Source organism: Mycobacterium sp. 852002-51961_SCH5331710, assembly GCF_001665535.1.
GTDB lineage: Bacteria > Actinomycetota > Actinomycetes > Mycobacteriales > Mycobacteriaceae > Mycobacterium.
Map to the genome: position 1 here is coordinate 47875 of NZ_LZSQ01000086.1, position 13745 is coordinate 61619.

The following is a 13745-nucleotide window of genomic DNA, read 5'->3' on the forward strand; positions in this document are numbered from 1 at the left end:
AATCACTGGTCGGGACGCAGATGCACGATGTCACCCGCCGAAACCGTCACCGGCCGACCGTCGGCCTCGATGACGAGCCTGCCCTGGTCGTCGACGTCACGGGCCACACCGACGATCTCCTGCTCGCCGGGCAGCAGCGCGCGGACGCGCCGCCCCAGCGTCAGGCTCCGGGCGCGGTAGTCGGCCGCCAGCCCGGCGTCCGCGCCTCCGGCGCGACGCCACGATTCGAGGCGGTTGCCCAGTTCGTGCAGCAGCCGAACGACCAGGCGCTGCCGGTCGGGTGCCGGGACACCGAGATCGACCAGCGAGACCGCCCCCTCGACGCCGACATCCTCGGCGCGCAGCGAGACGTTGAGCCCGACGCCGATCACCACGGCCCGCTGTCCGGCCGCCACTTCGGCCAGGATGCCGGCCAGCTTGCCCTCGCCGGCGAGGACGTCGTTGGGCCACTTCAGGCCCGCAGCGACGCCCGTGTCGGCCACCGCGTCGACGACGGCCACGCCGGTCGCCAGCGGCAGCCAACCCCACGCCGAGCTGGGCACCGCGGTGGCGTCGATCCCCACCGACATCGTGATCTGCGCGAACGGCGCCGCCGACCAGCTGCGGCCCCGCCTGCCTCGGCCGGCGGTCTGGTTCTCGGCGATCAACACGGCGCCGTCGATGTCCTCGCCTCGCGCGGCGCGCGCGGTCAGGTCGGCGTTGGTCGATCCGGTCTCGTCCACCACATCGATGCGCCGCCACGTCTTCGAACCGCTGCCGACCTGCTCGCGCAGCGTTGCGACGTCGAGTGGAACCTGTTGTGCGGTCATCGCGTCGCACTCCCGTCTGTCAGTTGTCGAGCCTTAAGGAGACCTTAAGGACGCGCCGTCGGTCGCGCGGCGGCCGTTCGTTAGCATCGACCACCATGACCTCCGTTCAAAAGCCGTCGGTCGAGCCGTCAGGCGAACACGAGATCGACATCCACACCACCGCGGGCAAGCTGGCCGATCTGCGCAAGCGGACCGAGGAGACCTTGCACCCGGTCGGCGAGGAAGCGATCGAGAAGACCCACGCCAAGGGCAAGCTCACCGCTCGCGAGCGCATCCTGGCACTGCTCGACGAGGGCTCGTTCGTCGAACTGGACGCGCTGGCTCGCCACCGCAGCACCAACTTCGGCATGGAGGCCAACCGTCCCCTCGGCGACGGCGTGGTGACCGGCTACGGCACCGTCGACGGCCGCGAGGTGTGCATCTTCAGCCAGGACGCGACGGTCTTCGGCGGCAGCCTCGGCGAGGTGTACGGCGAGAAGATCGTCAAGGTCCAGGAACTGGCCATCAAGACCGGCAGGCCGCTGATCGGCATCAACGACGGCGCAGGCGCCCGCATTCAAGAGGGTGTCGTCTCACTCGGCTTGTACAGCAACATCTTCCACAACAACATCCTGGCCTCCGGCGTCATCCCGCAGATCTCGCTGATCATGGGCGCCGCGGCCGGTGGGCACGTCTACTCCCCCGCGCTGACCGACTTCGTGATCATGGTCGACCAGACCAGCCAGATGTTCATCACCGGGCCGGACGTCATCAAGACCGTCACCGGTGAAGAGGTGACGATGGAGGAACTCGGCGGCGCGCACACCCACATGGCGAAGTCGGGTCTGGCGCACTACGTGGCCTCCGGCGAGCAGGACGCGTTCGACTACGTGCGCGAGCTGCTGTCGTACCTGCCGAGCAATAACTACGCCGATCCGCCGCGCTATCCGGAGGCGGTGCCCGAGGGCCCGATCGAGGACAACCTCACCGACGAGGACCTCGAACTCGACACGCTGATTCCGGATTCGCCGAACCAGCCCTACGACATGCACGAGGTCATCACCCGCATCCTCGACGAGGACGAGTTCCTCGAGGTGCAGGCCGGTTACGCGCAGAACATCATCGTCGGGTTCGGCCGCATCGAGGGCCGCCCCGTCGGCATCGTCGCCAACCAGCCGACCCAGTTCGCCGGCTGCCTGGACATCAACGCCTCGGAGAAGGCCGCCCGCTTCATCCGGACCTGCGACTGCTTCAACGTCCCGATCGTGATGCTTGTCGACGTGCCCGGCTTCCTGCCCGGTACCGGCCAGGAGTACAACGGCATCATCCGGCGCGGCGCCAAGCTGCTCTACGCCTACGGCGAGGCGACGGTCGCCAAGATCACCGTGATCACCCGCAAGGCCTACGGCGGCGCCTACTGCGTCATGGGGTCCAAGGAGATGGGTGCCGACGTCAACGTCGCCTGGCCGACCGCGCAGATCGCCGTGATGGGCGCTTCGGGCGCCGTCGGGTTCGTGTACCGCTCGAAGCTCAAGGAAGCCGCCAAGAACGGCGAGGACGTCGACTCGCTGCGCCTGGAGCTGCAGCAGGAGTACGAGGACACGCTGGTCAATCCGTACATCGCGGCCGAACGCGGTTACGTCGACGCGGTCATCCCGCCGTCGCACACGCGCGGCTACGTCGCGAACGCGCTGCGGCTCCTCGAGCGCAAGATCACGCAGGTTCCGCCCAAGAAACACGGGAACATCCCCCTGTGAGCGGGGCGAACGATCCGGCGAGCGACGGGGAGGCCGACGTGACGGTGACCGACGAGCAGATCGCCACTCAGCAGGATCACGAGGCGCATATCCAGGTCGTCAAGGGTGAACCGACCCAGGACGAGCTCGCCGCGCTGATCGCGGTGCTCGCCGCCGCGTCGAGCGCACCGGCCGAGCCGCGCGAGCAGGAGGAGAACCTCTGGGGTCATCCCGTCAACCGGCTGCGGTACACGCCGTTCAGCTGGCAGCGGGTGACGCTCGTGGAACGGACACACATGCGTCGTCGATGACGCGCGTCGTCCTCGGTTCGGCCTCCTCCGGCCGCCGAAAAGTGTTGCGGCAAGCCGGAATCGATCCGCTGATCGTGGTCTCCGGGGTCGACGAGGACGCCGTCATCGCCGACCTCGGCCCGGCGGCGACGCCTGCGGAGGTGACGGTCGCGCTCGCGACGGCCAAGGCCGACGCCGTCGTCGCCGACCTCGATCCCGCCGTCGGCACGGACTGCGTCGTGATCGGGTGCGACTCCATGCTGCTGCGCGACGGCGCGTTGGTCGGCAAGCCGGCCTCGCCCGAGACGGCGCTGGCCGACTGGCGCCAGATGGCGGGCAACTCCGGCCGGCTGTACACCGGACACTGCGTGATTCGGCTGCGCGACAACGAGATTGCTTGCCGACTGGCCGAGGCCACCTCCACCACGGTGCACTTCGCGACACCGTCAGACGTCGATCTCGAGGCTTACGTCGCCAGCGGGGAGCCGACCGCGGTGGCCGGCGGCTTCACCCTCGACGGTTTGGGCGGCTGGTTCGTCGACGGCGTCGAGGGCGACCCCTCGTCGGTGATCGGCATCGGCCTACCGCTGGTCCGCGGCATGTTCGAGCGGGCCGGACTGTCGCTGGCCGACCTCTGGCGCGACAACCCGGTCACCTGATCCCACGGGATACGCGTGCCTCGGTAGGCTCGGGTTTGTGCCTCTACCTGCCGATCCAGACCCCGCCCTGCAGTCGTATGCCCACCCCGAACGCCTGGTGACCGCCGACTGGTTGTCGGCGAACCTGGGCAGACCGGGGCTCGCCATCGTCGAGTCCGACGAGGACGTGCTGCTCTACGACACCGGCCACATCCCCGGTGCGGTCAAGATCGACTGGCACACCGACCTCAACGATCCCCACGTGCGCGACTACATCACCGGTGAACAGTTCGCCGAGCTGATGAACCGCAAGGGCATCTCCCGCGACGACACCGTCGTGATCTACGGCGACAAGAGCAACTGGTGGGCCGCGTATGCCCTGTGGGTGTTCACACTGTTCGGCCACCCGGACGTCCGCCTCCTCAACGGAGGCCGCGACCTGTGGATCTCCGACGGCCGCGAGACCACGCTGGACGTGCCGACCAAGACCAGCACCGGCTACCCCGTCGTCGAGCGCGACGACGCACCCATTCGTGCGTTCAAGGAAGACGTGCTCGACGTGCTCGGCCAGGCGCCCCTGATCGACGTCCGCTCACCGCAGGAGTACACCGGCGAGCGCACCCACATGCCCGACTATCCCGAGGAGGGCGCGCTGCGGGGCGGCCACATCCCCACCGCACGCTCCATCCCGTGGGCGAAGGCCGCCGACGACAGCGGCCGGTTCCGCAGCCGTGCCGAGCTCGAGGACCTGTACGGCTTCCTGACCCCCGACGACAAGACGATCGTCTACTGCCGCATCGGTGAACGCTCGAGCCACACCTGGTTCGTGCTGACGCACCTGCTGGGCCTGCCCGGAGTCCGCAATTACGACGGCTCGTGGACCGAATGGGGCAACGCCGTGCGGGTTCCCGTGGTCACAGGGGAAGATCCGGGCGAAGCGCCATGAGCATGCCGGCCGCGCTGGCCGAGGTGGTGTCGGACTTCAAGGAGATGCAGGGCCAGGACAAGCTGCAACTGCTCCTGGAGTTCGCCAATGAGCTGCCGCCGCTGCCCGCCGACCTCGAGGAGGCGGCGATGGAACCGGTTCCCGAGTGCCAGTCGCCGCTGTTCCTGCACGTCGACGCAGACGACCGCGACCACGTCCGGCTGTACTTCAGCGCACCCGCCGAAGCCCCCACGACGCGCGGGTTCGCCGCGATCCTGGCGGCAGGGCTCGACGACCACCCCGCCGACGAGATCCTCGCCGTGCCGGACGACTTCTACTCCGAGCTTGGGCTCGCGGCGCTGATCAGCCCGCTGCGGTTGCGTGGGATGTCGGCGATGCTGGCCCGCATCAAGAAGCGGCTTCGCTGAGGGCGTTCCGTCGGTTACCGACGGGTAAGGGACCGGCTCACGGGGACCTCGGCGACGACGCATAAACTTCCCCCAGTTACATTCCTAAAGACGTTTCTTAGACATGCCACCAGGAGGCGCAGTGCCCAGTCACGCCAGCTCGAAGATCTCCAAGGTGCTGGTCGCCAACCGCGGGGAGATCGCGGTCCGGGTGATCAGGGCCGCCAAGGACGCGGGGCTGCAGAGCGTGGCGGTGTACGCCGAACCTGACGCGGACGCTCCTCACGTACGGCTCGCCGACGAGGCGTTCGCGCTCGGTGGCCAGACGTCGGCCGAGTCGTATCTGGTGTTCGAGAAGCTGCTCGACGCGGCCGAGAAGTCCGGAGCCAACGCGATCCACCCGGGCTACGGGTTCCTCTCCGAGAACGCCGACTTCGCGCAGGCGGTCATCGACGCCGGCCTGATCTGGATCGGGCCCAGCCCGCAGTCGATCCGCGACCTCGGCGACAAGGTGACCGCCCGCCACATTGCCGCCCGCGCGCAGGCGCCGCTGGTGCCCGGCACCTCCGACCCTGTCAAAGACGCCGACGAGGTCGTCGCGTTCGCCAAGGAGTACGGCGTGCCGATCGCGATCAAGGCGGCGTTCGGCGGCGGCGGCCGCGGCATGAAGGTCGCCCGCACCATCGAGGAGATCCCCGAGCTCTACGAGTCGGCGGTGCGCGAGGCGGTCGCGGCGTTCGGCCGCGGCGAGTGCTTCGTCGAGCGCTATCTGGACAAGCCCCGCCACGTCGAGGCGCAGGTGATCGCCGACCAGCACGGCAACGTCGTGGTGGCGGGCACCCGTGACTGCTCGCTGCAGCGCCGGTTCCAGAAGCTGGTCGAGGAGGCCCCCGCCCCGTTCCTGACCGACGCCCAGCGCAAGGAGATCCACGAGTCGGCCAAGCGCATCTGCAAGGAGGCCGGTTACTACGGCGCGGGCACCGTCGAGTACCTCGTCGGCCAGGACGGGCTGATCTCGTTCCTCGAGGTCAACACCCGCCTGCAGGTCGAGCATCCGGTGACAGAGGAGACCTCGGGCATCGACCTGGTGCGCCAGCAGTTCCGTATCGCCAACGGCGAGCCGCTCGACATCACCGAGGATCCGACGCCGCGCGGCCACTCGATCGAGTTCCGCATCAACGGCGAGGACGCCGGCCGCGGCTTCCTGCCCGCTCCCGGCCCCGTCACCAAGTTCGTGCCGCCGACCGGCCCGGGCGTGCGGCTGGACTCCGGGGTGGAGACCGGTTCGGTCATCGGCGGCCAGTTCGACTCGATGCTGGCCAAGCTGATCGTCTCCGGCGCCACCCGCCAGGAGGCCCTGGAGCGGTCCCGTCGTGCGCTCGACGAGTTCACCGTCGAGGGCCTGGCCACCGTGATCCCGTTCCATCGCGCCGTCGTGTCCGACCCCGCGTTCATCGGCGACGACAACGGATTCACCGTGCACACCCGCTGGATCGAAACCGAGTGGGACAACACCGTCGAGCCGTTCACCGGTGGCGATCCGATCGAGGAAGAGGACACCGTCCCGCGGCAGACCGTGGTCGTCGAGGTCGGCGGGCGCCGGCTCGAGGTGTCGCTGCCCGGCGATCTGGCGCTCGGTGGCGGTGGCGCTCCGGCGGCCAACGGCAGCGTCGTCCGCAAGAAGCCCAAGGCCCGCAAGCGTGGTGGCGGCGGCGGAGCGGCCGCCTCCGGTGATGCGGTGACCGCGCCGATGCAGGGCACCGTGGTCAAGGTCGCCGTCGAAGAGGGCCAGGAGGTCTCCGCGGGTGACCTCGTCGTGGTGCTCGAGGCGATGAAGATGGAGAACCCCGTCACCGCGCACAAGGACGGCACCATCACCGGCCTCGCGGTCGAGGCGGGTGCCGCCATCACGCAGGGCACCGTCCTCGCCGAGATCAAGTAGCCGAGGGCCGCGGGTAGGGCGCCGCGTGGAGCCGGTCGAAATCAACGCCGGCGCTTGGTATTTGCGGGCGCCGCGCGATGGCGAACTCATCGACGACGGCCCCGCGCTCGCCGACATGGGTGAGACGGATCCGGGCTACATCACGCGCTGCCGCGCGCAGTGGGCCTCCGACACCGCCTACACCTGGGCGGTCTGCGAACCGACCACCGGAGAGATGCTGGCCGAGATCACGCTCGATCCGCACGCCGCGTTGCTGCGCACACGGTTCCGCGAGGGACACGCCGACGCGGCGGCGATCTCCGAGGAGTCCGTGCGCCGGTTCGCCACAGGGATGCTGGGCCTCACGGTCCGCTGACGTCAGCTGACGTCGATGTCGCGACCCGTCGCCAGATCGGCACAGTCGACCGACACGACGTCGTCGCGGCCGGTCAGAAACGAGCGTGCTCCCTGGTCGCCGTGCACCTGTTCCAGCAGAGCGGCCCAGTGCCTGCGGGCGATGACGACCGGGTGCCCGGGCGCTTGCGCGTAGCGGGCCCGCGCAAGACCCGACTCCGAAACGGTCGCGGCGGCCACCACACGGCGCACCACCTCGGCACCGACGTCGGGCGTGTCGACGGTGTGCAGCACGGCGAAATCCGCGTCGATCGCCGACAACCCGGCCCGCAGCGAAGCCGACAATCCGTCCGCCCAGGCCTCGGCGAAAACAGCGCGTGCCGGCGGCGGCACCTCGACCAATGCCGCGCCCAGCACCACCACCACGTCGTCGCATCCGCCCGCATGCAGCGCGTTCACCGCGGTGTTCAGCCACTCGCCTTGCGCCGCAAGCACTTTGGGCATTCCATAGCGAGTGCCGGCACCGGCGGCCAGCAGCACACCGGCGAGGGTCATGTCCGACGTCTTTCAGGGGCGTCGAGTTTCGACAAAATTGCCATTTCTCAGGTATTCCAGTGTTCTGACCAGCGGTTACGGTGACGATCTCGATATTGATTGTGCATGGTCAGTTAGCAGCGTAGGGTTCAATCCAGGTTGAGTTCACAGCCGAGCTGGAACGTCATCGACGTGCAGGGCAGAACTCCCGCCACTGCTGCGAAGGCTTTGAATACGCAGGGCCCCAATTTTTGACGTGAACCACAGTACGAATGCCACATTCACTGATGGAGTCACACATGTCTATTACTCATTGCACACCCCTTTCCATTGCCGATGCGCAGTCGGTTGAAACACGCGATTGCCATACGGCGCATTTCGCCACGCGTCGGCTGACGCCCGACACCGCGATCGTCTCCGCCCACGGTGAGATCGACGCGGCGAACTCCATGGAGTTCGTCAACTACGCGATGCGCAATGCCGCCGAGCTCGAGCGCCTCGTGATCGATCTGTCGGGCGTCGAATTCTTCGGCACCGCAGGATTTTCCGCGCTGCACACGCTCAACGTGCGCACTGCGGGCGAGAAGATCGACTGGGCGTTGGTGCCGAGCGCGTCGGTCAGTCGACTGCTGCGTATCTGCGATCCGGACGCCGCGCTGCCCATCCGCGACAGCCTGGCTGCGGCGCTCTCTCCCGAGGAGCCCAACCGGCCGTTACTGCAACTGGTCCCGGAGTCGCGCTAGCGACTTCGCGAGCAGTCGCGACACGTGCATCTGTGAGATGCCCACGCGCTCGGCGATCTGCGTCTGGGTGAGCGACTCGAAGAAGCGCAGCAACAGCACCGTTCGTTCGCGCTCCGGCAGCGCAGCGAGCAACGGCCGCAACGCTTCTCGGTTCTCGATCTGGTCGAGGCCGAGGTCGACGTCGCCCAGGGTGTCGGCGATCGCCGGGGCGTCCTCGGTTCCGCTGCCGCCGCTGTCGATCGACAGCGTGTTGTAGGAGCTGCCTGCCACCAGGCCCTCGACGACCTCATCGCGGTCCATGCCCAGTTCCGCGGCCAGCTCCGACGCTGTCGGGGCGCGGCCGAGCCGCTGGGACAACTCCGCGGTGGCGGCGCCGAGGCGCAGGTGGAGTTCTTTGAGCCGCCGCGGCACCTTCACCGACCAGCTGTTGTCGCGGAAGTGCCGCCGGACCTCGCCCATGATGGTGGGCACCGCGAACGAGACGAAGTCCGAGCCGGCTTCGACGTCGAAGCGGATCACCGCGTTCACCAGTCCGACGCGGGCCACCTGGACGAGGTCCTCGCGCGGTTCGCCGCGGCCGTCGAAGCGACGCGCGATGTGGTCGGCCAACGGTAGGCAGCGCTCGACGATGCGGTCACGCTGGCGCTGGAATTTCGGCGAGTCCTCCGGCACGTTCTTCAGCTCGCGGAACATGTCGGCGACATCCGCGTACTCAGAGTTCGAGCGCGACGACGAACCCTGTGACGTCGACGGCGTCACTGCAGCGTCGCTCGTCTCGTCGTCATGGAGATCCCGAACACCTGAGCGTTCTCGGGTCCCTGCCCATTCTCGAAGGTATTCACTTCGTCGGTCAGTGAGCTCAGCACGTGCCAGCTGAAGCTTCCCGGCGCCAGGATGTCGGAACTCTTGCAGGTCGTGGACGCGTCGATGACGACCGCGTCCTCGCGCGGGTCGATGACGAGCAGCAGCGTGGAGTTGGGCACCGCGGACCGGATCAGCCTCGTACACGCTTCGTCGACCGCTAGGCGCAGGTCGGCGACGGCGTCGAAGTCCAGGTCCTCGAAGGTCGCCACGGCGGCGACCAGGGTGCGCAGAACCGCTAGGTTCTCGAGTTCGGCGGCGACCCGGAGTTCCACCGACCGCGCGCCGTGCCCGTGCCCATTGTTCTTGTTGGCAGTAGTTCTGGCAACGTCGGCCATTTGACCTCCCGGCAATGTCGAAGCGAGATTACCCCAGGTCGGATCCCACCTAACCACGAGTACTCCGCCTACCCGCGGACGATGACGTGTGCCGCACGCCAGCGCGGGTATTTACCCCGTCATGGAGAAGGCCCCACCCCGCACGCGACCGACCGAACGGTGAACACGGCTGTGACGAGCGGCGTTTTGACGGCGCGACAAAGTAAGACTTCTCCATGGTGGGGGTTCAGTACCCCCCTGCACTCGGGGGCCAAACATGCGTCTACGCCGTAGCGTCGTCAGCGGCCCCGGCCTGTGCCGGGTGCGTCGCGGCCGCGGGTTCTCCTACGAACATCCCGACGGCAGCCCGGTCACCGACGAGAAGACCCTGCAGCGCATCAAGGATCTGGTCATCCCGCCCGCCTGGAAGAAGGTGTGGATCTGCCCCTACCCCAACGGCCACATCCAGGCGGTGGGCACCGACGCCGCGGGCCGGCGCCAGTACCTCTACCACCAGCGGTGGCAGGAGGAGCGCAACGAGGAGAAGTTCGACCGGGTGCTGGAGATGTCGGCCGCGCTGCCCGAGATGCGCAGGCGCATCGCCGCGGACCTGCGCCGCCGCGGGCTGCATCGCGACCGCGTGCTGGCCCTTGCACTGCACCTGGCCGATCTCGGGTACTTCCGGGCGGGCTCCGAGCAGTACGCCGAGGAGAACAACTCGTACGGCATCGCGACGCTGCTCTGCGAGCACGTGACGCTGCAGCGCAACGCCATCGAGTTCGACTTCCCCGCCAAGAGCGGCGTGCGGCGCACGCTGCTGATCGATGACCCCGAGGCGGTCCGCTCGATCCGCGCGCTGTTGCGCCGCCCGGAGCGCACCGAGCGGCTGCTGGTGTGCCGCAACGGCTCGGGCTGGATCGACATCCACGCCGACGACCTGAACACCCGGTTCAAGGAACTCGTCGGCGACCGGTACACGATCAAGGACCTCCGCACCTGGCATGGCACGGTGTTGGCCGCCGCCGCGTTCGTGGACGCCGACCCACCCGTCAACAAGACCGTCATCAAGCGCGTCGAGTCCGCGGTGATGAAGGAGGTCGCCGAGGAACTCGGCAACACACCCGCGGTGGCCCGAAGTTCGTACGTCGATCCGCGAGTCGTCACGGCCTACGAGTCCGAGCTCACGATCGCCGCGGCCGCCAAGCGCGCCGCGAAGGCCAAGATCCTGGCCGACCGCCAGGAGATACTCGACCGCAGCACCGCACGCCTCATCCGCAGGGTGGCGAAAGGTCAGTAGCCCGAGGGGGTTCCATTACCCAGGTAGGTCAGTCCAGCCTCGCTGAGCACCGCCGGGTCCAGCAGGTTGCGGGTGTCGACGACGACGGCGCCGGGCGCGTGCTCGGCGATCAAGGCCCAGTCGAGTTCCCGAAACTCCGGCCATTCGGTGAGCACGACGATCGCGTCGGCGTCCTTGGTGGCAAGGTACGGATCGTCGACCGCCACGATCGACGAGGCCCGCAGCCGCGTGTGGTCCATCGCGTCCAACCGCGGGTCGTAGCCCGTCACCTGCGCACCGGCGCGGCCCAGGTCGGCGCAGACGGTCAACGCCGGGGAATCGCGCAAATCGCTGGTGCCGGCCTTGAAGGTCAGGCCCAGGGCGGTGATGCGGGCCTGCCCGAGTGGCGCGGCCACTGCCCGGCGCAGGGTCGACACGATGTGCGCGGACTGCGTGGAGTTGGTCACGCGGGCCGAGTCGATCTCCGGCAGCTCCACACCCGCGACCCGTCCGGTGTGCAGGATGGCCGAGGTGTCCTTGGGCAGGCACGACCCGCCCCACCCCGGGCCGGGCTGCAGGAAGTGCGGGCCGATGCGCACGTCGGCGCCCATGCAGCGGATGACGTCGGTGACGTCGGCGCCCATGCGCGCGCACAGCCGTGCCAGCGAGTTGGCGTAGGAGATCTTCACCGCGAGAAACGCATTGCTGGCGTACTTAGCCAACTCGGCGCTCTCCGGGCTCATCCGGAAGGTCTGCGTGTGGTTGCCGTACACGCGCGTAACCAGATCGGCCGCGTCGGGGTCCACGGTCCCGATCACGATGCGGTCCGGGTTGCGGAAGTCGTAGATCGCGTGGCTCTCGCGGAGGAACTCGGGATTGGAGACCGCGCGGATGCCGGCGCCTTCGACCCGTTGCGCGATTCGACGGGTGGTGCCGACCGGAACGGTCGACTTGAGCACCAGCACCGCGCCGGGCCGCAACACCGCGGCGAGGTGGTCGACCGCGTCGTCGACCGCGCACAGGTCGGCCGACCCGTCGGACCCGCTCGGCGTCGGCACGCAAACGAACACCACATCGCATCCGGCCAATTCGCGGTATTCGACGGTGAATTCGAGGCTCTCGGTGTCCAGGCCCTGGCGCAGCAGCTCGGGGAGACCGGGTTCGTCGAGGAGGGGCACACCGCTGCGGAGCTGCTCGACCCGCCCGGCGTCCACGTCGACGCACACCGTGTGGTGGCCCCGTTCGGCCAGGCACACCGCGGTCGTCAGCCCGACGTAGCCCGCGCCGATCACACCCGTGCGAATAATCTTCATGCGCAGTCCTTCAGCAGCCTCTCGCTGGCGTCGAGGACGCGGCCGACCGTGATCAGCAAGAGCCCACTGTGGGGGCGGTCGGCGTGCGGGTCGCCCCTGTCGCCGGCCCAGACCGCGATGTGCGGACCCGATCCCCTGGGTCCCCACCGGTCCGGCGGGGTGGGACCGAACAGCAGCACCGACGGCGTGCCGGTCGCGGTCGCGATGTGCCCGACGCCGGTGTCGCCACAGATCAGCAGGCGGCAGTCGCTGATCAGCGCGACGAGCTCGAGCAGGCCGAGAGTGCCTGCGAGGACGGCTGATCGGGGCAGGCCGGCGGCATCGGCCACCGACGTCGCGAGGTCGACTTCGCGGTCGTCACCCGTGATGACCACGTCATGCCCGCGGCTGCGCAGCGCGCCGGCCACTTCCGCGAACCGCTCCGGCGGCCATCGCCGCGCCGCGTATGCGGCTCCGGGGTGGATCACGACGGCCGACGACCGATCCGGATAACCGGGCGGCCGCGGTATCGCCAGATCCCCGGGGGTGCAGGGTATCCCGGCCCATTCGAGCAGGGTGCACCACCGGTCGACCTCATGGAGATCGGCGCGCCATGGTGGCCCGTCGATGCCGGGGAAGGCGCAGTGGCGGTGGCTGATCAGAGCGCCGGGCTGAAGGCTGCACAGGTCGGCGATGCTTTCGGGGCCACTGCCGTGCAGGTTCACAGCCAGGGCAGGCGGCTCGCGGCGGGGACGGAGCCGGCCGAGGCCGGGCGTCGGGTCGAGCTCGTCGACCGCGCCGGAGAGCATCGCCAGATCCCGATACCGTTCGGGCGCGGCGAGCGCGATGTGGGCATCCGGGTACGCGCGCCGCAGGCCGCGCAGCGCCGGGATCCCGGTGAGCAGATCGCCGAGACCCAACGCGCGCAGGACCAGAACGCTGTCGGGGCTCACGGCCACGAAGACTCCGTCGAGGCACACACCACGAGCTCGCGAACCTCACAGCCGGCCGGCTGGGAGAGCGCGAACACCACGGTGTCGGCCACGTGCTCGGGCTGGTTCAGCTTGGCGTCCGGTGACGGCTTGTACTGCTCGTCGCGGCTGTCGAAGAAGGCCGTGTGCATGCCGCCGGGAATCAACGTCGTCACGCCCACCTCTCCCGCGAGTTCGGCTGCCAGAGCGCGGGAGAATCCGACGACACCGAATTTGGAGGCGCAGTACGCGGTGGCGTCGCTGACGGCCTTGATGCCCAACGTCGATGCGCACGTGACGATCCGGCCGCCGGTGCTCTTCAAGTAGGGCAACGCCGACCGGATCACGGCGGCCGTGCCGAGCAGGTTGACATGGATGACGCGTTCCCAGTCCTTGACCGCGACATCGTCGAGCTTGCCGCAGACGTCGGTGCCTCCCGCGGTGAACACGCCGTGGATCTGACCGCCGACCTGATCGGCGAGCGTGCGCACCGCGGCGTCGACGGCCTCGGTGTCGGCGAGGTCGGCGCGCGCGAAGGCCACTCCCGGTTTCGGGTCGTTGCGGTCGATCACCAGCGGTGTACCACCCTGGCGTGCAACGGCTTCCACCGTCGCCGCACCGAGTCCCGATGCACCGCCGGTGATGATGATGTTGCCCAGAGCCATTCCCAGAGCCATTGAGGATTCCTTTCG

General features: G+C 68.7%; 16 protein-coding genes. 9 read left to right on the forward strand and 7 right to left on the reverse strand.

Annotated features, from left to right (window positions below; translation table 11 throughout):
* Nucleotides 1–2: 2 nt before the first annotated feature.
* A complete protein-coding gene (locus tag A5752_RS14890) occupies nucleotides 3–809 on the reverse strand; it encodes a biotin--[acetyl-CoA-carboxylase] ligase (RefSeq protein WP_067086844.1) in 807 nt (268 codons plus the stop codon).
* Between the two features lie 95 nt (nucleotides 810–904).
* Between A5752_RS14890 and A5752_RS14895 the strand changes: the two genes are divergently transcribed.
* The 7 genes from A5752_RS14895 to A5752_RS14925 all read left to right on the forward strand — a co-directional run bounded on the left by A5752_RS14895 (nucleotide 905) and on the right by A5752_RS14925 (nucleotide 7081).
* On the forward strand, nucleotides 905–2545 hold the full coding sequence (locus A5752_RS14895; RefSeq protein ID WP_067086846.1) for an acyl-CoA carboxylase subunit beta: 1641 nt from the start codon (nucleotides 905–907) through the stop codon (nucleotides 2543–2545).
* The gene (locus A5752_RS14900) at nucleotides 2542–2835 is read left to right on the forward strand and encodes an acyl-CoA carboxylase epsilon subunit (protein ID WP_067086849.1); all 294 of its coding nucleotides are present in this window, start codon (nucleotides 2542–2544) and stop codon (nucleotides 2833–2835) included. Before A5752_RS14895 ends, A5752_RS14900 begins: the two co-directional genes overlap by 4 nt.
* Entirely contained in the window at nucleotides 2832–3473 is a 642-nt protein-coding gene (locus A5752_RS14905) for a Maf family protein (RefSeq protein WP_067086852.1), read from the forward strand. The genes A5752_RS14900 and A5752_RS14905 overlap by 4 nt, the downstream gene beginning before the upstream one ends.
* Before the next feature lie 37 nt (nucleotides 3474–3510).
* Nucleotides 3511–4398: a sulfurtransferase gene (locus A5752_RS14910; RefSeq protein WP_067086855.1), complete on the forward strand. Its 888-nt coding sequence runs from the start codon at nucleotides 3511–3513 to the stop codon at nucleotides 4396–4398.
* Complete coding sequence (locus A5752_RS14915) at nucleotides 4395–4805, forward strand: SufE family protein (RefSeq protein WP_067086858.1); 411 nt, start codon at nucleotides 4395–4397, stop codon at nucleotides 4803–4805. The genes A5752_RS14910 and A5752_RS14915 overlap by 4 nt, the downstream gene beginning before the upstream one ends.
* 121 nt (nucleotides 4806–4926) lie before the next feature.
* Nucleotides 4927–6726 carry an acetyl-CoA carboxylase biotin carboxylase subunit gene (locus tag A5752_RS14920; protein ID WP_067086860.1) on the forward strand — a complete coding sequence of 600 codons (1800 nt, stop codon included), beginning with the start codon at nucleotides 4927–4929 and terminating at the stop codon, nucleotides 6724–6726.
* Nucleotides 6727–6751: 25 nt separating this feature from the next.
* A complete protein-coding gene (locus A5752_RS14925) occupies nucleotides 6752–7081 on the forward strand; it encodes a hypothetical protein (RefSeq protein WP_067086863.1) in 330 nt (109 codons plus the stop codon).
* Nucleotides 7082–7083: 2 nt separating this feature from the next.
* Here the strand turns inward: A5752_RS14925 and A5752_RS14930 are convergent, their stop codons facing one another.
* On the reverse strand, nucleotides 7084–7614 hold the full coding sequence (locus tag A5752_RS14930) for a nucleotidyltransferase family protein (RefSeq protein WP_067086866.1): 531 nt from the start codon (nucleotides 7612–7614) through the stop codon (nucleotides 7084–7086).
* A 278-nt stretch (nucleotides 7615–7892) separates the two neighbouring features.
* Here A5752_RS14930 and A5752_RS14935 point away from each other — a divergent pair, with 278 nt between their 5' ends.
* Entirely contained in the window at nucleotides 7893–8336 is a 444-nt protein-coding gene (locus tag A5752_RS14935) for an STAS domain-containing protein (RefSeq protein ID WP_082963904.1), read from the forward strand.
* On the opposite strand, the gene A5752_RS14940 is transcribed toward A5752_RS14935, so the two are convergent.
* Both A5752_RS14940 and A5752_RS14945 read right to left on the reverse strand, forming a co-directional pair.
* Nucleotides 8307–9029, reverse strand: coding sequence for an RNA polymerase sigma factor SigF (locus A5752_RS14940; RefSeq protein WP_369816186.1), 723 nt, complete (start codon nucleotides 9027–9029; stop codon nucleotides 8307–8309). The genes A5752_RS14935 and A5752_RS14940 overlap by 30 nt on opposite strands.
* Nucleotides 9030–9091: 62 nt before the next feature.
* Complete coding sequence (locus A5752_RS14945; RefSeq protein WP_067086868.1) at nucleotides 9092–9535, reverse strand: ATP-binding protein; 444 nt, start codon at nucleotides 9533–9535, stop codon at nucleotides 9092–9094.
* A gap of 256 nt (nucleotides 9536–9791) precedes the next feature.
* Here A5752_RS14945 and A5752_RS14950 point away from each other — a divergent pair, with 256 nt between their 5' ends.
* Nucleotides 9792–10811, forward strand: a complete 1020-nt coding sequence (locus A5752_RS14950; RefSeq protein ID WP_067086871.1) for a DNA topoisomerase IB — start codon at nucleotides 9792–9794, stop codon at nucleotides 10809–10811.
* Here the strand turns inward: A5752_RS14950 and A5752_RS14955 are convergent.
* From A5752_RS14955 to A5752_RS14965, 3 genes are read right to left on the reverse strand one after another with little or no spacing between them, the layout of a single operon-like run.
* On the reverse strand, nucleotides 10805–12103 hold the full coding sequence (locus A5752_RS14955; protein ID WP_067086874.1) for a UDP-glucose dehydrogenase family protein: 1299 nt from the start codon (nucleotides 12101–12103) through the stop codon (nucleotides 10805–10807). The genes A5752_RS14950 and A5752_RS14955 overlap by 7 nt on opposite strands.
* Nucleotides 12100–13041 carry a glycosyltransferase family 9 protein gene (locus A5752_RS14960; RefSeq protein ID WP_067086877.1) on the reverse strand — a complete coding sequence of 314 codons (942 nt, stop codon included), beginning with the start codon at nucleotides 13039–13041 and terminating at the stop codon, nucleotides 12100–12102. The genes A5752_RS14955 and A5752_RS14960 overlap by 4 nt, the downstream gene beginning before the upstream one ends.
* Nucleotides 13032–13730 carry an SDR family oxidoreductase gene (locus tag A5752_RS14965; RefSeq protein WP_231983417.1) on the reverse strand — a complete coding sequence of 233 codons (699 nt, stop codon included), beginning with the start codon at nucleotides 13728–13730 and terminating at the stop codon, nucleotides 13032–13034. The genes A5752_RS14960 and A5752_RS14965 overlap by 10 nt, the downstream gene beginning before the upstream one ends.
* Nucleotides 13731–13745 lie beyond the last annotated feature (15 nt).

Bases quoted from the DNA above. Each gene is read 5' to 3' on its own strand.
- A5752_RS14890 (WP_067086844.1), bottom strand. From the start codon at position 809: ATGACCGCACAACAGGTTCCACTCGACGTCGCAACGCTGCGCGAGCAG.
- A5752_RS14895 (WP_067086846.1), top strand. From the start codon at position 905: ATGACCTCCGTTCAAAAGCCGTCGGTCGAGCCGTCAGGCGAACACGAG.
- A5752_RS14905 (WP_067086852.1), top strand. From the start codon at position 2,832: ATGACGCGCGTCGTCCTCGGTTCGGCCTCCTCCGGCCGCCGAAAAGTG.
- A5752_RS14915 (WP_067086858.1), top strand. From the start codon at position 4,395: ATGAGCATGCCGGCCGCGCTGGCCGAGGTGGTGTCGGACTTCAAGGAG.
- A5752_RS14930 (WP_067086866.1), bottom strand. From the start codon at position 7,614: ATGACCCTCGCCGGTGTGCTGCTGGCCGCCGGTGCCGGCACTCGCTAT.
- A5752_RS14935 (WP_082963904.1), top strand. From the start codon at position 7,893: ATGTCTATTACTCATTGCACACCCCTTTCCATTGCCGATGCGCAGTCG.
- A5752_RS14940 (WP_369816186.1), bottom strand. From the start codon at position 9,029: ATGTTCCGCGAGCTGAAGAACGTGCCGGAGGACTCGCCGAAATTCCAG.
- A5752_RS14945 (WP_067086868.1), bottom strand. From the start codon at position 9,535: ATGGCCGACGTTGCCAGAACTACTGCCAACAAGAACAATGGGCACGGG.
- A5752_RS14950 (WP_067086871.1), top strand. From the start codon at position 9,792: ATGCGTCTACGCCGTAGCGTCGTCAGCGGCCCCGGCCTGTGCCGGGTG.
- A5752_RS14955 (WP_067086874.1), bottom strand. From the start codon at position 12,103: ATGAAGATTATTCGCACGGGTGTGATCGGCGCGGGCTACGTCGGGCTG.
- A5752_RS14965 (WP_231983417.1), bottom strand. From the start codon at position 13,730: ATGGCTCTGGGAATGGCTCTGGGCAACATCATCATCACCGGCGGTGCA.